Source organism: Gimesia alba, assembly GCF_007744675.1.
Taxonomy (GTDB): domain Bacteria; phylum Planctomycetota; class Planctomycetia; order Planctomycetales; family Planctomycetaceae; genus Gimesia; species Gimesia alba.
On the sequence record NZ_CP036269.1, the window covers coordinates 1,561,305 to 1,579,656 of the forward strand.

The 18,352-nt window shown below is 48.6% G+C and carries 10 protein-coding genes; 8 read left to right on the forward strand and 2 right to left on the reverse strand.

Features of this window, described 5'->3' with window-relative positions; genetic code table 11:
* Positions 1-123: 123 nt before the first annotated feature.
* Entirely contained in the window at positions 124-399 is a 276-nt protein-coding gene (locus Pan241w_RS06120) for a carbon storage regulator (protein ID WP_145212476.1), read from the forward strand.
* A 533-nt stretch (positions 400-932) separates the two neighbouring features.
* On the forward strand, positions 933-2,069 hold the full coding sequence (gene solA, locus Pan241w_RS06125) for an N-methyl-L-tryptophan oxidase (protein ID WP_145212479.1): 1,137 nt from the start codon (positions 933-935) through the stop codon (positions 2,067-2,069).
* 2 nt (positions 2,070-2,071) lie between these two features.
* Here the strand turns inward: solA and ribA are convergent, their stop codons facing one another.
* Entirely contained in the window at positions 2,072-3,322 is a 1,251-nt protein-coding gene (ribA, locus tag Pan241w_RS06130) for a GTP cyclohydrolase II (RefSeq protein ID WP_198000353.1), read from the reverse strand.
* 623 nt (positions 3,323-3,945) lie between these two features.
* Here ribA and Pan241w_RS06135 point away from each other — a divergent pair.
* From Pan241w_RS06135 to Pan241w_RS06160, 6 genes are all read left to right on the forward strand, one after another.
* Positions 3,946-6,480, forward strand: coding sequence for a DUF1549 domain-containing protein (locus Pan241w_RS06135; RefSeq protein WP_232107370.1), 2,535 nt, complete (start codon positions 3,946-3,948; stop codon positions 6,478-6,480).
* Between the two features lie 378 nt (positions 6,481-6,858).
* A complete protein-coding gene (locus tag Pan241w_RS06140; RefSeq protein WP_198000354.1) occupies positions 6,859-9,477 on the forward strand; it encodes a PPC domain-containing protein in 2,619 nt (872 codons plus the stop codon).
* Between the two features lie 93 nt (positions 9,478-9,570).
* The gene (locus Pan241w_RS06145) at positions 9,571-12,864 is read left to right on the forward strand and encodes a c-type cytochrome domain-containing protein (protein WP_145212484.1); all 3,294 of its coding nucleotides are present in this window, start codon (positions 9,571-9,573) and stop codon (positions 12,862-12,864) included.
* 197 nt (positions 12,865-13,061) lie between these two features.
* Positions 13,062-14,342 carry a glucuronate isomerase gene (locus Pan241w_RS06150; protein WP_145212487.1) on the forward strand — a complete coding sequence of 427 codons (1,281 nt, stop codon included), beginning with the start codon at positions 13,062-13,064 and terminating at the stop codon, positions 14,340-14,342.
* Positions 14,343-14,456: 114 nt separating this feature from the next.
* The gene (locus tag Pan241w_RS06155; RefSeq protein WP_145212490.1) at positions 14,457-16,139 is read left to right on the forward strand and encodes a SpoIIE family protein phosphatase; all 1,683 of its coding nucleotides are present in this window, start codon (positions 14,457-14,459) and stop codon (positions 16,137-16,139) included.
* Entirely contained in the window at positions 16,129-17,874 is a 1,746-nt protein-coding gene (locus Pan241w_RS06160) for a SpoIIE family protein phosphatase (RefSeq protein WP_145212493.1), read from the forward strand. Before Pan241w_RS06155 ends, Pan241w_RS06160 begins: the two co-directional genes overlap by 11 nt.
* Before the next feature lie 102 nt (positions 17,875-17,976).
* On the opposite strand, the gene Pan241w_RS06165 is transcribed toward Pan241w_RS06160, so the two are convergent.
* Positions 17,977-18,294: a hypothetical protein gene (locus Pan241w_RS06165; protein ID WP_145212496.1), complete on the reverse strand. Its 318-nt coding sequence runs from the start codon at positions 18,292-18,294 to the stop codon at positions 17,977-17,979.
* Positions 18,295-18,352: the final 58 nt, after the last annotated feature.

Here is an 18,352-nt window from a genome sequence, read left to right on the forward strand (position 1 = left end):
CACGCTAATCGCAACTACTAGTTCAATATGACCGGGCAATGGTTTGTGGACAGACTGAATTGCTCAAAGGTAAACCAAATACTGCATCTGAATTGGATCTAACGATAAAAAGGAGTGACGATTATGTTGGTTTTGACACGGAAGTTAGCTGAGGGAATCCGGATTGGCGATGATATTTTGGTGAAAGTGATTCGTACCGGAAAAGGTTCTATCAAAATCGGCATTGATGCTCCCGACCACCTTCGAGTTGTCAGAGGGGAATTGTTTGATGAAGTGCAAGGAGAAGAAAGTCAGCCTGTGATCAAAGGGCGGCAAGAACATCGAGACGGTGATGGTCTGCCTGATTCGGCATCACTGGGTACGCTGTCTGTGGTCGAGGCCGCTCGATTGGTTTGTTAGGCGAGAATGATGCAAACAACTGCTGCTGACGAATTATTGGAGCCCAGGGGGGGATTTCTCAATTCGGCAGGTTGAGAGCTGGGCGAAGACAACAGGGAAGATTCCGATCTTTCCCGTAGTGCGGTGAGGAAGAAGTACGACGAAAACAGATTCTGCGAGAACAAGCAGGGCTTGTATGGGTTGTTACCGTGAAGTGGCAAGCCGTGCGAAGTGATAGCAGGTCTTAATACAGGAAATGATCGTACCTTGATGGTTTTCTGTGATGTCATTAATTACCGGGTGTTCAAATTTGGTGGTCAGTGTGTATGTGGGGTAGGTTGACCGCCATCTCTAGAACACCCGGTAATTTTTTTGTCATAGGTGTTTCTGAAAGGAGACTTCTTGCTGAAGCGGAATCTGTTCCAGGCTACTATCATGCGAAACTACATTGACGACTGCGGTCATCGCCGGCGATAATCAAATTGCGTTGAAAGTGAGTTTCCACTGACGCGAGCATGAATCGCCTGGCAGAGTAGAAAGAACGAGATTATTTCATGACGGTACGCGTTGATTATCTGGTTCTCGGTCTAGGGGGGATGGGCAGTAGTGCCTTGTACCATCTGGCGCGTCGTGGTCTGAAAGTAGTAGGCATTGAACAGTTCGGAGTCGCCCATGATCGGGGAAGTTCACACGGCGATACTCGGATCATTCGAAAAGCGTACTTTGAACATCCCAATTATATTCCCTTATTACAGCGTGCTTATGAATTATGGCATGAGTTGGAACAGGAATCGGGAAAGGAACTCTTCAATCCCTGTGGTTTAATGGTAGCAGGGCCTCCTGAAGGTGCAGTCATTCAAGGCGTGCATCTGGCTTCCCGGTTGTATGATGTCGCGGTTGAGAAGGTGTCAGCCTCTGAGGTAACAGCCCGTTTTCCTGGATTTCAAATTCCGGACGGTTTTGAAGTGACTTATGAACCCGAGGCCGGTTTTCTGTATGTGGAAGACTGTGTGCGAACTCATATCGAATGCGCGGAGCGGCAGGGCGCACAAGTTTATTTTAATGAGAAGATTCAATCGGTCACAATCAGCGACCAGTTGATCGAAGTTAAGACAGAAGCACAACACATCATTGCCTCCAGGCTGATTGTTACAGCGGGGGCCTGGAGCAGTGCCTGTCTGGCGGAGATAAATTTACCGTTGGAAGTTGTGAGAAAGGTCCTGTTCTGGAATTCGGTTGAACAGCCGGGTTATAACCTGGATCAAGGGAAAGGCGGTTTCTTTGTTGATATGCCCTATGGTGAGTTCTATGGTTTCCCATCTCTGGATGGAACAACAGTCAAACTGGCAGAGCATACCGGCGGTGAATTGGTAGCTAATCCGAGTCATTTGAACCGGGAACTGTTGGAAACGGATGCGCTGGCGGTATCCCGGTTTATCGGCGAAGTGATGCCAGACCTGAAGCCTGATCCCGTAAGGCATGCCACTTGTATGTATACGCGCACTCCAGACGGACACTTCGTTGTGGATCGACACCCAAGGAATCCAAGGGTTGTGTATGGTGCGGGTTTTTCCGGGCACGGATTCAAATTCGCTTCGGTCATCGGAGAGATTCTGGCCGATCTGGCAACTGAAGGGCATACGACGCACCCGATCGAGTTTCTCTCGGCGAGCCGCTTTGACGAACTCTGAAATCAGTCCGCGGGAGTCGTGGGCAGGATATGGCCCATTTTGTCGCGCTTGGTCTGCAGGTAGAACTCGCGATCTTTATGTGGGGGCGCAACAATGGGGACTTGTTCCACCACTTCCAGATCGAAACCGGTATAAACATCGGAGTCGGTCTTTTTCGGGTTGTTGGTCAGCAGGCGAACTTTAGACAGTCCCAGGTCTTTCAGGATCTGAACTCCGACGGTGAAGTCGCGACTGTCTGCTTTAAAGCCGAGTTGGATATTGGCTTCGACGGTATCATAACCCTGGTCCTGCAAGACGTAGGCTTTCAGTTTGGGGATCAAGCCGATTCCCCGTCCTTCCTGAGGAAGATAAACGACAGCACCGGCTTTTTCCTGATAGATGGCAGACATTGCCATGTGCAATTGATCTCCGCAATCACAGCGCAGGGAGTCGAGCAGATCACCTGTGAAACAGGATGAGTGCATTCGCACCAGTGGAGCTTCGACAGAAGAGAGGTCTCCCCAAACCAGAGCCACGGGTTGCTGGTTTTCGTGTTCCACCGAATAACCAATGACTTGAACGGTGCCATAGTTTTTGGTGTTGATCGGAACTTCCACTTCGCGATGTACCAGCTTTTCACTGATGTAGCGGTGGCGAATGACTTCAGCGGTGGAAATAATAGGAATATCAAACTTCTTGGAAATGGCCTGCAGTTCCTCGGCATCAGCCATACCGTAGCCTTCCTGGCTGAGGATTTCAATCAGCACGCCCACTGGTTTCAATCCGGCCATGCTCAACAGATCACCTGTCGCTTCTGTATGACCGGCGCGACGCAGGATGCCTCCCTGTTTTGCCAGCAGAGGATGGATGTGACCGGGGCGGACAAAATCAGATGCTTGGGCGTTCTCATCACTTAACGCACGGATCGTGATGGCACGACATTCAGCGCTCACGCCGCTGCCACTGTCTTTGTGATCGATGGGAATCAAAAACTGGGTTTTATTAGGAGCGGTATTTTCTTCCGGGCCGACAATCGGATTGAGTTGTAGACGCTCGGCGACTTCATCCGGAAGGGAGACACATAATTCACCACTACCATGTCGCAACAGAAACTGGACAATCTCAGGGGTGATGGCTTCAGCGGCAACAATAAAGTCGCCTTCATTTTCCCGTTCACTGGAGTCTGTCACAATCACAGGCTTACCTGCCCTCAATCGTTCGAAGACATGTTGGATGTTAGAGACGGGAAGTTCGGTCTTTGCAGGATCAGCCATGAGAATGTTTTAAAGCCATCTGGGAAGTAGGTAATGAAGAGAATTTTCAAAAAATTCCCCGGAAGGAACTCTTGAAGCAGAATCTGTGCTAACTTTTATTCTATAGAAGAGACTTTTACTGGCAATCAAAGAAATCTTGTTTTTGAAAGAACAGTGTGATTCCCTTCAAATAATATGTCATCAAGGGCTGTATTAATGAGGTAATCGCGTTTTAATGATTGTGCCGGAATTTGGAATTATCTGGTTTTGGACAGTGATTTCGGCTTGAGACAAATAGAATATCGGGTTGGTTGAGTCCGATTCTCTTTTTGAGTAATGTGGACAAAACGGCAGTTTTGTCTTGGCTGACTGGCGAAAACGTTGACAATTCAATAAACTTTGATACATTGAACTATCAGGAAAAGTACATTTGATAAATGAACTTGGACTGTTCCACAAAAATCAACCAGGCAGTGAAGTACTGATTGGTTAACTTACCTAAAAAAGCTTCCCTTACAAACCAGCCATTTAACAAGCGTTTTCAAACTAAATTGCTACTTTGAAAAGGTCTGTTCGTAATCGCAAAAAACAGCATGCTGTCAGACCTGAAGTAAAAACGAAACCAGTTACACAGGAGTTGATGTATGGATTTCCGAATCACAGGCTCTCGGACACCCCTGATCCTAATGCTATGTGGAGTGCTGACTCTGTTTCTTGTTTCTGGTAGTGGTGCGACGAATGCCCTGGCGGCACCTGCTGCTGATGCAAAGGTCGATTTCAAGGAAATACAAATCGGTCCGCATCCAGGTGAAAAAGAACTATTGTCATTAAGAGGTCCTGATTCCCGGCAGCAGGTGGTTGTGACCGGCGTCTTAATGAATGGCAAATTGCATGACCTGACTCGGGATGTGACTTATTCTATTGCGAATCAGGACATCGCTTCGATTTCGAATGATGGTTATATCACCCCGCTCAAAGATGGCAAGACTCAGTTAACAGTAACCGCGAAGAATGGCAAGACAGCTACCATTCCGGTTTCCATTGAGGGCATTGCAACACCGGATGCGATCAATTTCAAAAATCAGGTCGTTCCCATTTTTACCAAGTTGACCTGTAACAGTGGTGGATGTCACGGAAAAGCCAGCGGACAGAACGGTTTTAAATTGTCGTTGCTCGGTTTTTATCCTGAAGACGATTATGAATTCCTCGTCAAAGAGGGCCGAGGACGTCGTCTGTTTCCGACCTCTCCCTCAGAGAGCCTGTTGTTAACCAAAGGAACCGGAGTCACGCCTCACGGTGGTGGCAAATTGATAAAGCCCGATTCTTATGAGTACCGTCTGCTCTATCGCTGGATTGAGCAAGGCATGCCATACGGTAGTGACAAAGACCGGACGGTTGCCTCGATTGAATGCTTTCCTGCGACCCGCACGATGGGGCAGGAAGCCGAGCAACAGATTTCCGTGATTGCCACCTATTCTGATGGTTCAACTGAAGACGTCACTCGGATGGCTCTGTTCGAAGCGAACGATTCAGAAATGGCGGAAGTCAATAAAACCGGTCTGGTCAAAACATTAAATCTGTCTGGTGAAGTTGCCATCATGGCTCGTTACCAGGGGCAGGTCTCGACGTTCCGGGCGACGATTCCTCTGGGAATTGAAATTGCGAAATTACCTGAATCGAAAAACCTGATTGACGAAGCCGTCTTCAATAAACTGAAAGTGTTGGGGATTCCTCCCTCACCGGTCGCCAATGATTCGACCTTCATGCGACGTGTCTATATCGACATCACGGGAACAACCCCCAGTGAAGAAGAAGTCAAAGCATTTCTGGCTGACAAAGATCCTGCCAAACGGGATAAACTGATTGATCGTCTGATCGACAGCCCCGCATATGCAGATTACTTTGCCAACAAATGGAATATGGTTTTACGTAACAAGAAGCTGCAGCCCGTTGATATTGCCGGCACAAATGCCTTTTATCAGTGGATCTGGAACAGTCTGTACGAGAATAAACCTTACAACCAATTTGTAGGTGAAATTCTTTCTGCTTCAGGAGAATTCCGACAGAATCCTGCTGTGGTCTGGTACCGCGAAGTCAATACTGTTGAAGAGCAAGTTGAAGACACCGCGCAGCTATTTCTGGGATTGCGAATTCAATGTGCCCGTTGTCATCATCACCCCTTTGAAAAATGGAGCCAGAATGACTATTACGGTCTGGCAGCCTTCTTCAGTCGGGTAGGAACGAAAGATCCAACAGCCGGGTCAATTGGAACACGTGGCTTCCGTGATAAGCGAGTCTTCCATAGAGAAGGTGCTGCCACAGCCAAGAATATCCGCTCGGGTGAAAACCTGAAGCCCACTGCTCTGGGAATGCAGCCTCTGGACCTGAGTCCGGAGCGTGATCCCCGTGTCGCACTGGTGCAATGGTTATCTCGTACCGACAATCCGTTCTTTGCAAAAGCACTGGTCAATCGGTATTGGAAACACTTCTTTGGACGAGGAATTGTGGAACCCGAAGACGATATGCGGGCAACGAATCCTCCTGCGAATCCAGAGTTGCTGGATGGTCTGGCAAAACACTTTGTCGAAAGCGGCTTTGATTTGAAGGAACTGGTGCGTGCGATCTGCCGCTCCAATGCCTATCAGCTCAGTTCGCTGCCCAATGAATATAACCTGAAGGACAAACAGAATTTCTCCCGTTACTATCCTAAACGACTGACGGCAGAAGTGTTGTACGATGTTTTCCATCAGGTCACAAATTCAACTCAGCGGTTCTCAGGGCTTCCTGCAGAAACTAAAGCGATTCAGATTACTGATGCGACTTCCGCTCCTTACTTCTTGAAAGTGTTTGGGCAGCCTCAGGCAGATACCGCCTGTGAATGTGAACGTTCGCAGAGTGCGAACCTGGCTCAGAGTCTGCATCTGCTGAACAGTAAAGAAGTTCAAGATAAGATTACCGGCGGCAGCAGCCGTGCGGCGATGCTTGCGAAAGATACCAAGCGATCCAATGAAGAAAAAGTCAAAGAACTGTATCGCTGGGTCTACTCCCGTGCACCTCAAGAGCAGGAAATGAAATTTGCACTTTCCTACATTGAGCGGCACAAAGAAAAGCCTCAGATCGCGTATGAAGACATCATCTGGGCTTTGATCAATACCAAAGAATTCCTGTTTAACCACTAAATTCGAATTCCGATAAAAGTCTCTGAAATTCAAGCTGACAGCTATTTTATGTTTAGACAATGGTTGTCAGCTTTTTTACAATAAACTTAAGATAGTCTGGGGCTCCGGTTCTTTTTTGTGAAGAGCCGGGTCGCCTTGGGGCTCCCTCCTGAATTCCTCCCAGAAACTTCCATCCAGAAAATTGGTAGCAGTATTATGACGCATACGCGATTTTTTGACCGACGTCGTTTATTTGCGAAGGTTGTATGTTTTCTTGTCGCAGGAATTGGGGCATGTTGTCTGACAAACATACAGTCCCTCCAGGCACAGTTGCCTCAGACAACTGTGTACGCAGTCTCTCCCTCAGGAGGCCAGAAAGGTCAGACTGTAGAAGTGAAGGTGACGAACGGCAAAGACCTGGAAAACCTGGACTCACTCTGGTTCAGTCATCCCGGCATCAAAGCCGTTCCCAAAATACAGGAAAGCAATGGGAAAAAGACACCGATTGCTAATACCTTTATGGTGACGGTTGGCAAAGAGGTGCCTGCCGGCGTATATGATGTCCGAGCACATGGCTTGTATGGACTGAGCAACCCACGTTCATTTGTTGTAGGTGATCTGCTAGAAAAGGCGGAAGCAGAACCGAATAACAAGTCCGATCAAGCAACCGCCGTTGCTATGGATTCCGTTGTCAATGCAGGCCTGCAAGGGGCCACTGATGTGGATTATTTTTCGTTCCCCGGTAAAAAGGGAGAGAAGGTTTCGATTGACTGTCGGGCGGCTCGCATTGATTCACCAATGGTTGCTGTCGTCGAACTTTATGGACCTGACAACAAACGCCTCGCCAGCGAACGCGATACCTTTCGAAACGATCCATACATCAATCTGACGCTGCCGCAAGATGGCACCTATCAGATTAAAGTATTCGACCTGACCTATTCAGGTGGAGCACAACACGTCTATCGCTTGAGTGTGCATAAAAAACCGCATATCGAATTTATTATGCCTCCCTCCGGAACACCGGGGACAACTTCCAATTATACATTGTATGGTTATAACCTGCCGGGAGGAAAAATCTCGGACTGGAGCATCGGTGATGAGCCTCTCCAGGAAGTTCAGGTTTCTATTGCACTGCCAGCGAAACCCACCACATTAGAAATGGGAGAGCAGGGCTTTCCGCATGAAGTAAGTGCAGACGGGTTTTCCTATGTCTGGGAGTCACCGGCCGGAAGTTCGAATCCAGTAACGATTTTCTTTGCGGAAGGAAAAATCGTTCGCGATGAACAGACAAAAGAAGAGACGTTGAGCATTCCCGGAGAGTTTGTGGGACAGTTTGAAGCAAAAAATGACGTTGATACTTTTCGCTTTACCGGTAAGGCCAAAGAAAAATATTCGATCGAAGTCTTTGGTCAGCGAAACGGAATTGTGATGGACCCTGTGATCGTCGTTGATCAGGTAATCAAAGATAAAGAGGGTAAAGAGACATTCAAACGCTTGGCCAATGTAGGAGCGACCAGTGTCTTCCCGGATCTGGGGGGCAAATTATTCGATACACGAACCGATGATCCTTACTACCTGTTTACCGCTCCCGCTGATGGTGAGTACCGGGTGACCCTGCGTGATCTTCAGTTTGAAACGCGTGGAAATCCGCGTATGGTTTATCGGGCAGTACTGCGACAGCCTAAGCCTGATTATCGACTGGTGGCCTTACCTCTACATCCGCAAGCCGTTAATACGGGCGGCGCTCCTGCCGCGATCGCTCTGCGAAAAGGGGACAGTTTCAAAATCTCTGTGATGGCGCTGAGACAGGATGGCTTCAATGAAACAATTGATCTTTCGGTTAAAGGGCTACCAGCCGGTGTGACCTGTAAAGCGGCGAGTATTGGTGCCGGCAGCAATAATGCAGAGATGATTATCACTGCCGATGAATCAGCGAAAAAATGGTCGGGCCAAATCGAAATTGTTGGTCATGCAGCAGGCCCTGACGCTAAGAAACTGGAGCGGGTTGCACGTGCTGCGACGGTTTTGAGGCCAGTGGCAGTGAATATTCGTGCGGAGTCTCGAATTGCACGCTCGCTGGGGCTGTCTGTGATTGATGAAGTCGCTCCCTATCAGGTGGTGGCGGATGTTGCCGAGGTCAAAGTGAATCAAGGGCGACAGATTTTGGTTCCCGTCAAAGTTGTCAAACGCACGGGATTTGATAATGCCGTGGCGCTCGCCTGGAGTGGTGTTCCTAAAAACAGCAATATTACGACGCAGAATAAAACGATCGCCAAAGGCAAACAGGAAGAATTGTTCCAGGTTTTCGTCAAGAACAATGCGAAGCCCGGCGTGTATACAACTTACTTGCAGTCGACCGTAGATGTCTCTTACCGTCGTAACCCCGGTCAAGTTGACGATGCCAAAAAAGAACAGGCTGAGCTGGCAAAGAAATTGACCGATGCACAAGCCGCTCTGGCAGCTGCGACTAAAAAACGGGATGAGATTGCCAAAGCTTCGGATAAGACGGCGGAACAAAAGAAAGCAGAACAGGCTAAAGCAGAAGCGGAAGTCAAAGCGGCAACAGCGAGTGTGAAAGCCGCCGATGCTGCGAAGAAAGCGTCTGACAAGAAAGTGGCTGCTGCAGAAAAGGCGGCTGCTCCCAAGACCGTTAAAGTGTATGCTCCCTCAACGCCTTTAGTGATTCGCGTCAATCCGGCTCCGGTCACGCTGACTTTGAATGTTCCCAGTGGTGGTGCACTGAAGAAGGGGGCGGGCATTGATGTCAAAGCGACCATTAAACGGATCAATAATTTTAAAGGACCAGTGGAATTGACGTTGCCGCTTCCCCCCGGTGTGAAGGGAGTCACTGCGACTACCGTTCAGATTCCGGCTGATCAGACCGAAGCGACAATTCCAATTAAGGCTGGTGCAGATGCCACTGAAGGCGATCTGGCGAACATGGTGGTACGTGCCAAAGCTGACTTCCAGGGGGAAGCTCTGGTGGATGCACCGATCAAGCTAAAAGTAACCAAGTAATATAAACGCATTCAAGAAACAATTTCAGAATTAGAACATAGGCAGTTGCTTGTTTTTTCAACTGTTTCAACAGTGATAACAGAGGGGCACGTTATGCGGAACCGGTTTGCTAATTTATGTGTGGTGTTAGCTGCAGTTTTTGCCGCTGGAAGTTTTGCGGTGGCAGAAGAAAAACCGATCAAACCTGCGAAAGTAGAGTTGGGACGTCCTGTCAGCTTTGAGAAAGATGTGTTTCCGATCCTGGATGCCAATTGCATCGCCTGCCATAACGTAGCGAAAAAAGAAGGCTCGCTCGTTCTGGAAAATGTCGAAGCGTTGATCAAGGGTGGAGACAGCGGTGCTTCAGTAGTACCCGGGAAACCTGATGAAAGTTATCTCTACAATGTTGCAGCCCGCGTCGAAGAAAGTTTCATGCCCCCGCTGCCGAACAAGGTGGGAGCCAAAGCGTTAACGCCTCAGCAGGTTGGTATTCTACGTCAGTGGATTATCGAAGGTGCCAAATCCAGTGGAAAGTCTGCTGATGCGGGCGTTGCCTGGCAGTCTCTGCCACCTGGTTTGAACTCAATTTATGCGACCGCACTTTCTCCCTGGGCACGTTATGCAGCAGTCGGGCGTGCGAATCGTATTTCTGTCTACGATCTGGCTTCCGGAACTGAAGCAGCCACATTAAATGATCCTGCTTTGGTGAAATTGCAAAAGGATGGAAAACCATTTTATCCGCAGGGAGCCGCACATCGCGATTTTGTACATTCACTCGCGTTTAATTCAGATGGCAGTCTGCTTGCTTCAGGCGGCTATCGGGTTGTTAAACTCTGGAAGAAATCGATCGGGAATGTGGTCAAGAAAATCGATCTTCCTGCCGCTGTGAACAGCATGGCATTGAACGCAGACCGTAGCGTGCTGGCCGTTGCAACTGCTGACAATTCTGCCTCTCTCTGGAAATTGCCGGAAGGGAAGAAATTGGTAGATTTGAAAGGGCACGCTGGCGAAATCAAAGGGCTGGCCTTTACTCCGGATCGCTCGAAAGTGGTTACATCTTCGGCTGATCAAAGTTTGCGTGTCTGGAATGCCGCCGATGGTAAGCAGATTTCAACTATGAAAACACCAGCCGTCATTAATTCATTGACGGTCAGTAAAGATGGCGCTCAGGTGATGGCGGGCGCCGCAAACAACATCATTTATGTCTGGCCTCTGACGATTCCCGCTCCCAAAGCAGGAGAAAAAGCACCAGAGATTCCTGCCGCTCTGTATGAGCTAAAGGGACATACCAAACCCGTTTCATCAGTCGAACTGGTCATGCCGGCAGGCACACAACTGGTCTCTGGCAGTGAAGACGGTACTGTCCGTGTCTGGGACTTGAATGGCAAAAAACAGGTTCGGTCGATCAACCACGGGGCGCCTGTTACAGACGTTGATGTCAGTCCTGATGCTAAAAATATCGTTTCGGTATCCGTTAACGGAACAGGAAAGATCTGGCAGTTGAGTGACGGCAAAATGCTGAAGGAATTCCGCGGCGATCTAGCGAAAGAACGCGCGTTGATTGTAGCGACCGAAGCACAGACCGTTGAAAAGCAAAAAGTTGCTTTAGGTGACGCCGCAGTTAAAGCTGCTGACAAGAATGTCAAAGATCGTGAAACAGAACTGAAAAAACGGAATGAAGAATTGGCGGCAGCGAAAAAGGCATTGCCGGAAGCTAAGAAAAAGGCTGATGAATCTGCCAAGAAGGTAGAAGCAGCCAAGGCTGAACAGGCGAAATTGCTGGCCGATCATAAGAAAAAAGGCGAAGATGCTGTTAAAGCAGCCAATGCACAAAAGGCGGCTGCGGACAAAGCGGTTGCTGACGCTGATGCAAAGCTGAAGCAGGTTAATCAGCAGAATCAGACTGCGATTGCAGCAGCCGAAAAAGAGGTGGCTGCGGCCAAGAAAGCATTGGATGATGCCAATGCGGTCAAGCCTGATCCAAAAGATAAAGCTGCAGAGCAAAAGAAGAAGGACGCCGTTGCGAAAGCAAAAACCGCCTTTGACGCAGTACAGAAAAAACTGGCTGCAGCAAAGCAGAAAAAAACGACTGATGAAAAACAGGCAACGCAGGCTATTCAGACGGCAAAGCAGGCCGTTGCAAAAGCGACTGCTGCAGTAACGGCTGCGACGAAGCTGGCTGCTTCCAAACCTGATACGAAAGCCGTCGATAAGAAAGTTGCTGACGCTGAAGCCGAAGCGAAAAAACTGGCCGATGCGGCTACAGCAGCAGCAAAAAAGATTACTTCTTCAGAGCGTTCTGTTAAAGTCGCAGAAACCACTCTGACGAAAATCAAAGGCCAACTTGCTGAGCGCACTAAGGAGAAAGCTGCTTTAGATGCATCGGCTAAAAAACTGGACGCAGCTCTTGCGGAAGCAAAAAAACAGGCCGCAGTTCTGACTCCCATTAAAGCCGTTGCTTTCTCTGAAGATGGCAAACAGGTTGTGACTGGTGATGACAGTCATCAAGTTCGCGTATGGGATGTGGCTTCCGGTAAAGAACTGGATACATTAGCCGGTCATACCGCAGCTGTCTCCTCTGTTGGATATACATCCAAGACAACCGTCGTTTCCGGCAGTGCTGATAAGACGGTTTTAATTCAGAGTATTCAACCTGTCTGGTCACTGATTGCCCAGTTGGGCGCTGATACCAAAGACCCAATGAATGTGGGTGGATCACCAATCTCTAATCGGGCACTTTGTCTGGACTTCAGCCCGGATGGAAAGTTACTGGCTGTCGGAGGTGGAGATCCTTCACGAAGTGGTGAAATCATTCTTTGGGATGTTGCAACCGGTAAAGTGGTCCGGAAGCTCGATAATGCCCACAGCGATACCGTGCTGGGACTGAAGTTCTCTCGGACTGGAAAATCATTGCTGACTGGTGCTGCTGACAAGTTTGTGAAAATCTTTGATGTGGCGACGGGTAAGTTTGTGAAATCGTTTGAAGGACACACGCATCACGTACTGGATGTTGCCTGGAAAGCGGATGAATCCACGATAGTCAGTGCAGGAGCCGACAATGTGATTAAGGTCTGGAATATTGAAACCGGCGAACAGAAACGAACGATTTCCGGTTATTCCAAACAGGTGACGTCGATTTCTTTCCTCGGGTTGGGAGATAACATTGTCAGCGGTGGCGGCGATAAAACCGTTCGCATGCACCTGACGACCAACGGTAAAAATGTCCGCAATCTGGGTGGTTCTACAGACTACGTGTATAGCGTGGCTGGCAGCCGGGATGAGGCGACGGTGATTGCTGGTGGCGAAGATGGCATCTTGCGAGTCTGGGACGCAAAAACGGGGAAACTGCTTCATAGTTTTAATCCGCCCGCGGTCTCTGGAAATCAGCAGGCCAGTGCCGGAAAGTAAGTTATTAAAGTATATAAGACGTGCTGAACGTCTTCTTCGAGCGGCTGTGCGACATTTTGTCGTAGAGCCGCTTTTTTTATGTATTTTGATTGATACGATCTGTTGAAAATCACCACCTGATTGCACTGTTCCAGCCGACTGATTATATTCGCAGACACACTTGAAACTTGTTAGAAATCAGCAGGAACCATCTCATTATGTCTGAACAGTTAAGTAAACGTATTTTCGCGGAACTCGAGAGTCTTGTTCTGATCGACCCGCATACGCATATCAATCCTCATTCTGCCGCCTCCACCACATTGGCAGACATCATGGGGTATCATTATTATACCGAGTTGGCCCATTCAGCTGGTCTTGCCAAAGAATTAATTGAAGAACCGGGTATCGATCCTAAAGAGAAGGTGGGACGTCTGGTCACTCAATTGGACGATCTGGATAACACAATCCAGCTGAGCTGGTTGCTGGATATCTGCAGTGAATTCTTCGATTTTCAAGAGGATGCCATTACGGAATCTAATTGGGAGAAGCTGTACGATACCGCTGCTGAGAAAATGGCACAGCCAGACTGGGAGCAGCAGGTCTTAAAACAGAGTGGTCTTGAGCAGGTCTTTTTGACGAATGATTTCGATGACCCTCTGGAAGGTTTCGACACGAAGTTGTATATCCCCTGTCTGCGGACGGATGATCTGGTGTTTCATTTGGTGAAAAGTGAAACGCGAGAGCGACTGGCGAAAGCCACTCAGATGGACATTGGTTGTGCCAAAACGCTGAGGGATGCTATCGGCGAGTTATTTGCGCATTTCACGGCGAAAGGGGCGCGAGCCTGTGCAATTTCATTACCGCCTGATTTTTCACCTGTCGCCGTGACGGCTGACCAAGTTGATTCTACAGTCCGATCCTTGTTTGCCGGTAATGAACTTACGTGTGAAGAATCGAAAACTGTCAGCCAGTTTGTATTCTGGACCCTGGCAGAATATTGTGCAGTACATCGCTTGCCATTTGACCTGATGATCGGGGTCAATCGTCGGGTCTATGAAGCGGGCGTTTTTCAGGGGCAGGACCTCTACGACAAGCGGACTTCGCTGATCCTTTATAAAGAACTGTTCAACGCCTTTCCCAATGTGACCTTTCCTGTGTCTGTGTTGACGAGTACCAGTAATCAAGAATTGGTCAGCTACAGTTGGATTTTCCCGAATGTTGTCATCAATGGTCACTGGTGGTATTCAAATACACCTGCGTTTATTCATTTTGACTGCAAGAGTCGTCTGGAAGCGGTGCCGAAAACGAAACAGGTCGGTTATTACAGCGATATGTATAAGCTGGAATTTGCCTTGCCTAAGTTCCGCATGTATCGTCGAGTATTAGCGAATGTATTAGCCAGCGATTTTGTGATTGGTCGGAACTGGTCTGAACAGCGTGCCATTGATCTGGGTAAACTGGTTCTGAGAGGGAATGTGGAGACCATATTTGGTTGCTAATCGAAGAGCTCGATGTCTTAACGCGATTGCATCAGGGGCAGACGAGCTTTAAAATAGCATGCGTATCCCGTTTTAAATCACGTCTTTCATCGATTCATCATAAGGGTTTCATATATGGCTACCCTGGTCATGCTGCAAGCTGGTCAAGCTGTCAATTATCCTCTTTCCGGAGAGGAAACCGTGATTGGTAGGCACCCGGATTGCCAGATCCAGCTTGATTCGAATATGGTATCCCGCCGTCATGCGCAAGTGATTGGCGAAGGGGATCAGTATTTTGTAGAAGATCTGGGTAGTGGAAATGGAACGTTCGTCAACGGCAAGAAAATCGAAGGCCGAACGGAACTGGCACACGAGGATCGTCTGAAGGTTGGTCCGATTTTATTTCGCTTTGAAGCCGATCAAAAGAACAAAGCGAAAAAGAGCTCCATTATTTCGGCAGTCGATTCGAGTTTCGACTTTGGGTATTCGTCGGATGATGAGGGCGATGCTTCCGCAACGATCATGGGGGCGATTTCCGGCGGAGGCGGTTTTGGGGGATTGGATGTACGGCCTGAGTCCAAGTTGAAAGCAATGATTGAAATCAGTCGCAGTCTGGCTGGGACCGTCGATCTGGAAAAGCTGTTGCCGCAAATTCTGACAACGTTGTTTAATATCTTCCCAGCCGCAGACCGGGGCTGTATTTTGCTTAAAGATGAAGCAACAGATGAAATGGTGCCCCGCGCATTCAAGCATCGACGCGAAGGGGAAGATGCGACAGTCAAATTGAGCCGTACAATTGTGAATAAAGTACTGGAAGAAAAATCGGGGATCTTATCCGCCGATGCAGCCAGTGATTCACAATTCGATGCCAGCGAATCGATTTCAAATTTGTCCATTCGATCCATGATGTGCGTGCCGATGCTGGGGCTTTCAGAAGAACCGATCGGCATTATCAATATCGATACTCAGAATCCACTGAAGCAGTTTCAGGAAGAAGATCTGGATCTGTTGATGTCCGTTGCCGGACAGGCAGCACTCTCTTATGAAAGTGCGCGGCTGATGTCTTCCTATATGGAAAAGCAGAAGCAGGACAATGAGATGGACATTGCCCGCGGTGTGCAACAGGGACTGCTTCCCAGTTCAGTGCCCGAAGTTGATGGCTACGAATTTTTCGCTTCGTATCATTCGGCACAAGCTGTGGGAGGAGACTATTATGACATTTTCGAACTTCCCGATGACAAAATCGGGCTTTCGTTTGGAGATGTTGCCGGCAAGGGGGTGCCTGGCGCGATGATCATGGCCCGCATGTCGAGTTGTGTTCAGAACACAATGCGGTTCGTACATGAGGCGGGGCCTGCCGTGGAAGCGATCAACGATCACATGTGTGATAGCGCGGTGGAAGGGCGATTTGTGACGTATGTGCTGGTGATCTTGGACACACGCAATCATCGTCTGTCACTGGTGAATGCAGGGCACATGTCACCGATGATTTTAAAGCCAGATGGTACACTGGATGAGTTTCCGGAAGAGAGTATCGGTGTGCCGATCGGAGTGATGGAAGGATTTCCCTTCGAAGTGGTAGAACGCGATCTGGCGCCGGGGGAAATTGTGGTGCTGTTTACGGATGGTGTTGATGAAGCCATGAATCCTGAAGGGGAATTGTATACTTTGGATCGGATGCGAGAATTTATCAAAGCCAACCGGGAAAAAAATGCAGCAGAGTTAGGGCAGGCATTGCTAACGGATGTCAGACGACATGCCAACGGTCGGCCGCAGAATGATGATATCACTATAATGACATTCGGGCGTGTATCCTGAAGAATGCTGTTTTCAATTCAATCAACCTGATGGTTTTACCATGTCTGCCAGCCTGTTTTTGCAAAATAATGGCAACTCTTCCAGACTGGAAATCAAAGGCAAGCAGGTCACTCTGGGCCGTCATCCTGATTGTGAGGTCTGTCTCAAGTCCAATACCGTTTCGCGATATCACGCGCGGATTTCACTGATCGAAGACGGTTTGTATCAACTGGAAGATCTGGGCAGTGGTAATGGGACGTTTGTCAATAATATGCTCGTCAGGGATCCGGTGGAACTACAGTCGGGCGATTCCATTTCCATTGGCCCATTTCTCCTGGAATTTTCCAGCGACGCTGAATATGAGAATAACCAGCAGGAAGGTCTACTGACATCCTACGGATTAATTCCTTCGCTGAAAAACGTGTCAGTCAGGCCTCCTGCCAAAGATAAATCGACCATTTTGAGAGCGACAGGAACCAACAGCGATCTGAATCAGTTTCAGATCAAGCCGGAAATCAAGTTGAAGGCGATTCTGGAAATCAGTCGTACGATTGCTTCCGCGTCTGACCTGGATTCGATGGCCGCAAAGGTTTTGGAAGGGCTATTTCATATTTTTCCTGCAGCTGATCGGGGCTGTATTTTATTACGGGATCGGGAGAATTTACGGTTTTTCCCAAAGGCGGTGCGTCATCGGCGGGAGAATGATCACGAAGCACTACAACTCAGTCGAACGGTTCTGAAAGCAGTAACAGATAATAAAACGGGTGTGCTTTCTGCGGATGCTGCCAATGATGAACGGTTTGAAAAAAGCGAGTCGGTCTCCACGCTGACAATCCGCTCTATCTTATGTGCGCCGATGCTGGGTTTGGATGGAAGTGTGATTGGCATTATCAATCTGGATACGCAGCTGGCTGGTCAGATGTTTTCCGAGGATGATCTGGAACTTCTGATGGTGATTGCCGGGCAGACGGCGCTTTCGTATGAGAGTGCCCGGCTGATGATCTCGCATGTAGAAAAACAGCGATACGATAATGAAATGGAGATTGCTGCCCGCGTTCAGAAAGGGCTATTGCCGGCCAACATCCCTCAGGTATCCGGCTATGAGTTTTTTGTCTCTTACGAGGCGGCTCGCGCAGTTGGCGGTGATTATTATGATTTTATTCAGCCCGAAGAAAATCTGATCTGGTTTGCCTTGGGTGATGTGGCCGGGAAGGGGGTGCCCGCATCGTTGGTGATGTCGCGTGTATGCAGTGCGGTTCGCAGTACGGTCGAATTTGTGACGGATGTAACCGACGCCGTACACCGGGTGAACCATCATATCGACGAAGCGGCCCATGACGGGCGGTTTATCACATTTATTCTGGGGCAGATTGATCTCACGCAGAACCTGATTTCCTTCATCAATGCCGGGCATCTGAATCCTCTACTATTAACGGCGAATGGCACACTGACAGAACTGGCTGCTGACCAGCCGAGTGTGCCACTGGGAGTAATGGACGAGTATGAATATCAGGCAATTCAGCATCGACTCGATCCTGGCGAACGGTTGATCCTGTTTACTGATGGCGTGACCGAAGCGATGAACGAAGAACGCGAACTGTTTGGGCTGGAACGACTGAAAGCAGCGATCTTGAAATCCAAATCAAAGCCTGACAAACTGGGCGCTCACATTTTGCAAGCGGTGAAAACGTTTGCTGGGCAATCTGAACAGTATGATGATATGACGCTTGTTATCATTGGCAGAGATCAGAGTTGATCACAGTCGGCCTGAACGAATCTGGGCGCATAAAAAAAGTGAGACACGGGGGGAATGCGTCTCACTTTTCGTTTTCAACACTGACCTATGAGATATAAATCTCTACAGGGAAATGTCGGTTGGTTCTGCTACCTTACGGTATCCCATGCTGTGTAACACTTCGAGTACTTCACTCCAGGTAGGGAATTGACGACCGCTACGTCTTTTGTAGTCATCCATTGCTTTCATGAAGTCGATTTCCTGGTCGCTATAATCGCGTTCACACGTTGTAGGATCGATCTGCCTACGTCGTTCTGTCTTACGTTGGTCGACGACTTCATGCTTTTCATGAATGGCTTCTTTTTTGGCGGTCGCGCTTCTTCTGCTGGCACGACGACGATCGACGACTAATTCTGACGGGGGATCTAGTTGTTTGACCATGTTTAATTTTTGCCTTTTTCGAGGGGAGTAAATTTGCCTGAAATCATTTGTATGGAAC

Coding starts and splice junctions, on each gene's coding strand:
- Pan241w_RS06120 (WP_145212476.1), top strand. CDS start 124: ATGTTGGTTTTGACACGGAAGTTAGCTGAGGGAATCCGGATTGGCGAT.
- solA (WP_145212479.1), top strand. CDS start 933: ATGACGGTACGCGTTGATTATCTGGTTCTCGGTCTAGGGGGGATGGGC.
- ribA (WP_198000353.1), bottom strand. CDS start 3,322: ATGGCTGATCCTGCAAAGACCGAACTTCCCGTCTCTAACATCCAACAT.
- Pan241w_RS06135 (WP_232107370.1), top strand. CDS start 3,946: ATGGATTTCCGAATCACAGGCTCTCGGACACCCCTGATCCTAATGCTA.
- Pan241w_RS06145 (WP_145212484.1), top strand. CDS start 9,571: ATGCGGAACCGGTTTGCTAATTTATGTGTGGTGTTAGCTGCAGTTTTT.
- Pan241w_RS06150 (WP_145212487.1), top strand. CDS start 13,062: ATGTCTGAACAGTTAAGTAAACGTATTTTCGCGGAACTCGAGAGTCTT.
- Pan241w_RS06155 (WP_145212490.1), top strand. CDS start 14,457: ATGGCTACCCTGGTCATGCTGCAAGCTGGTCAAGCTGTCAATTATCCT.
- Pan241w_RS06165 (WP_145212496.1), bottom strand. CDS start 18,294: ATGGTCAAACAACTAGATCCCCCGTCAGAATTAGTCGTCGATCGTCGT.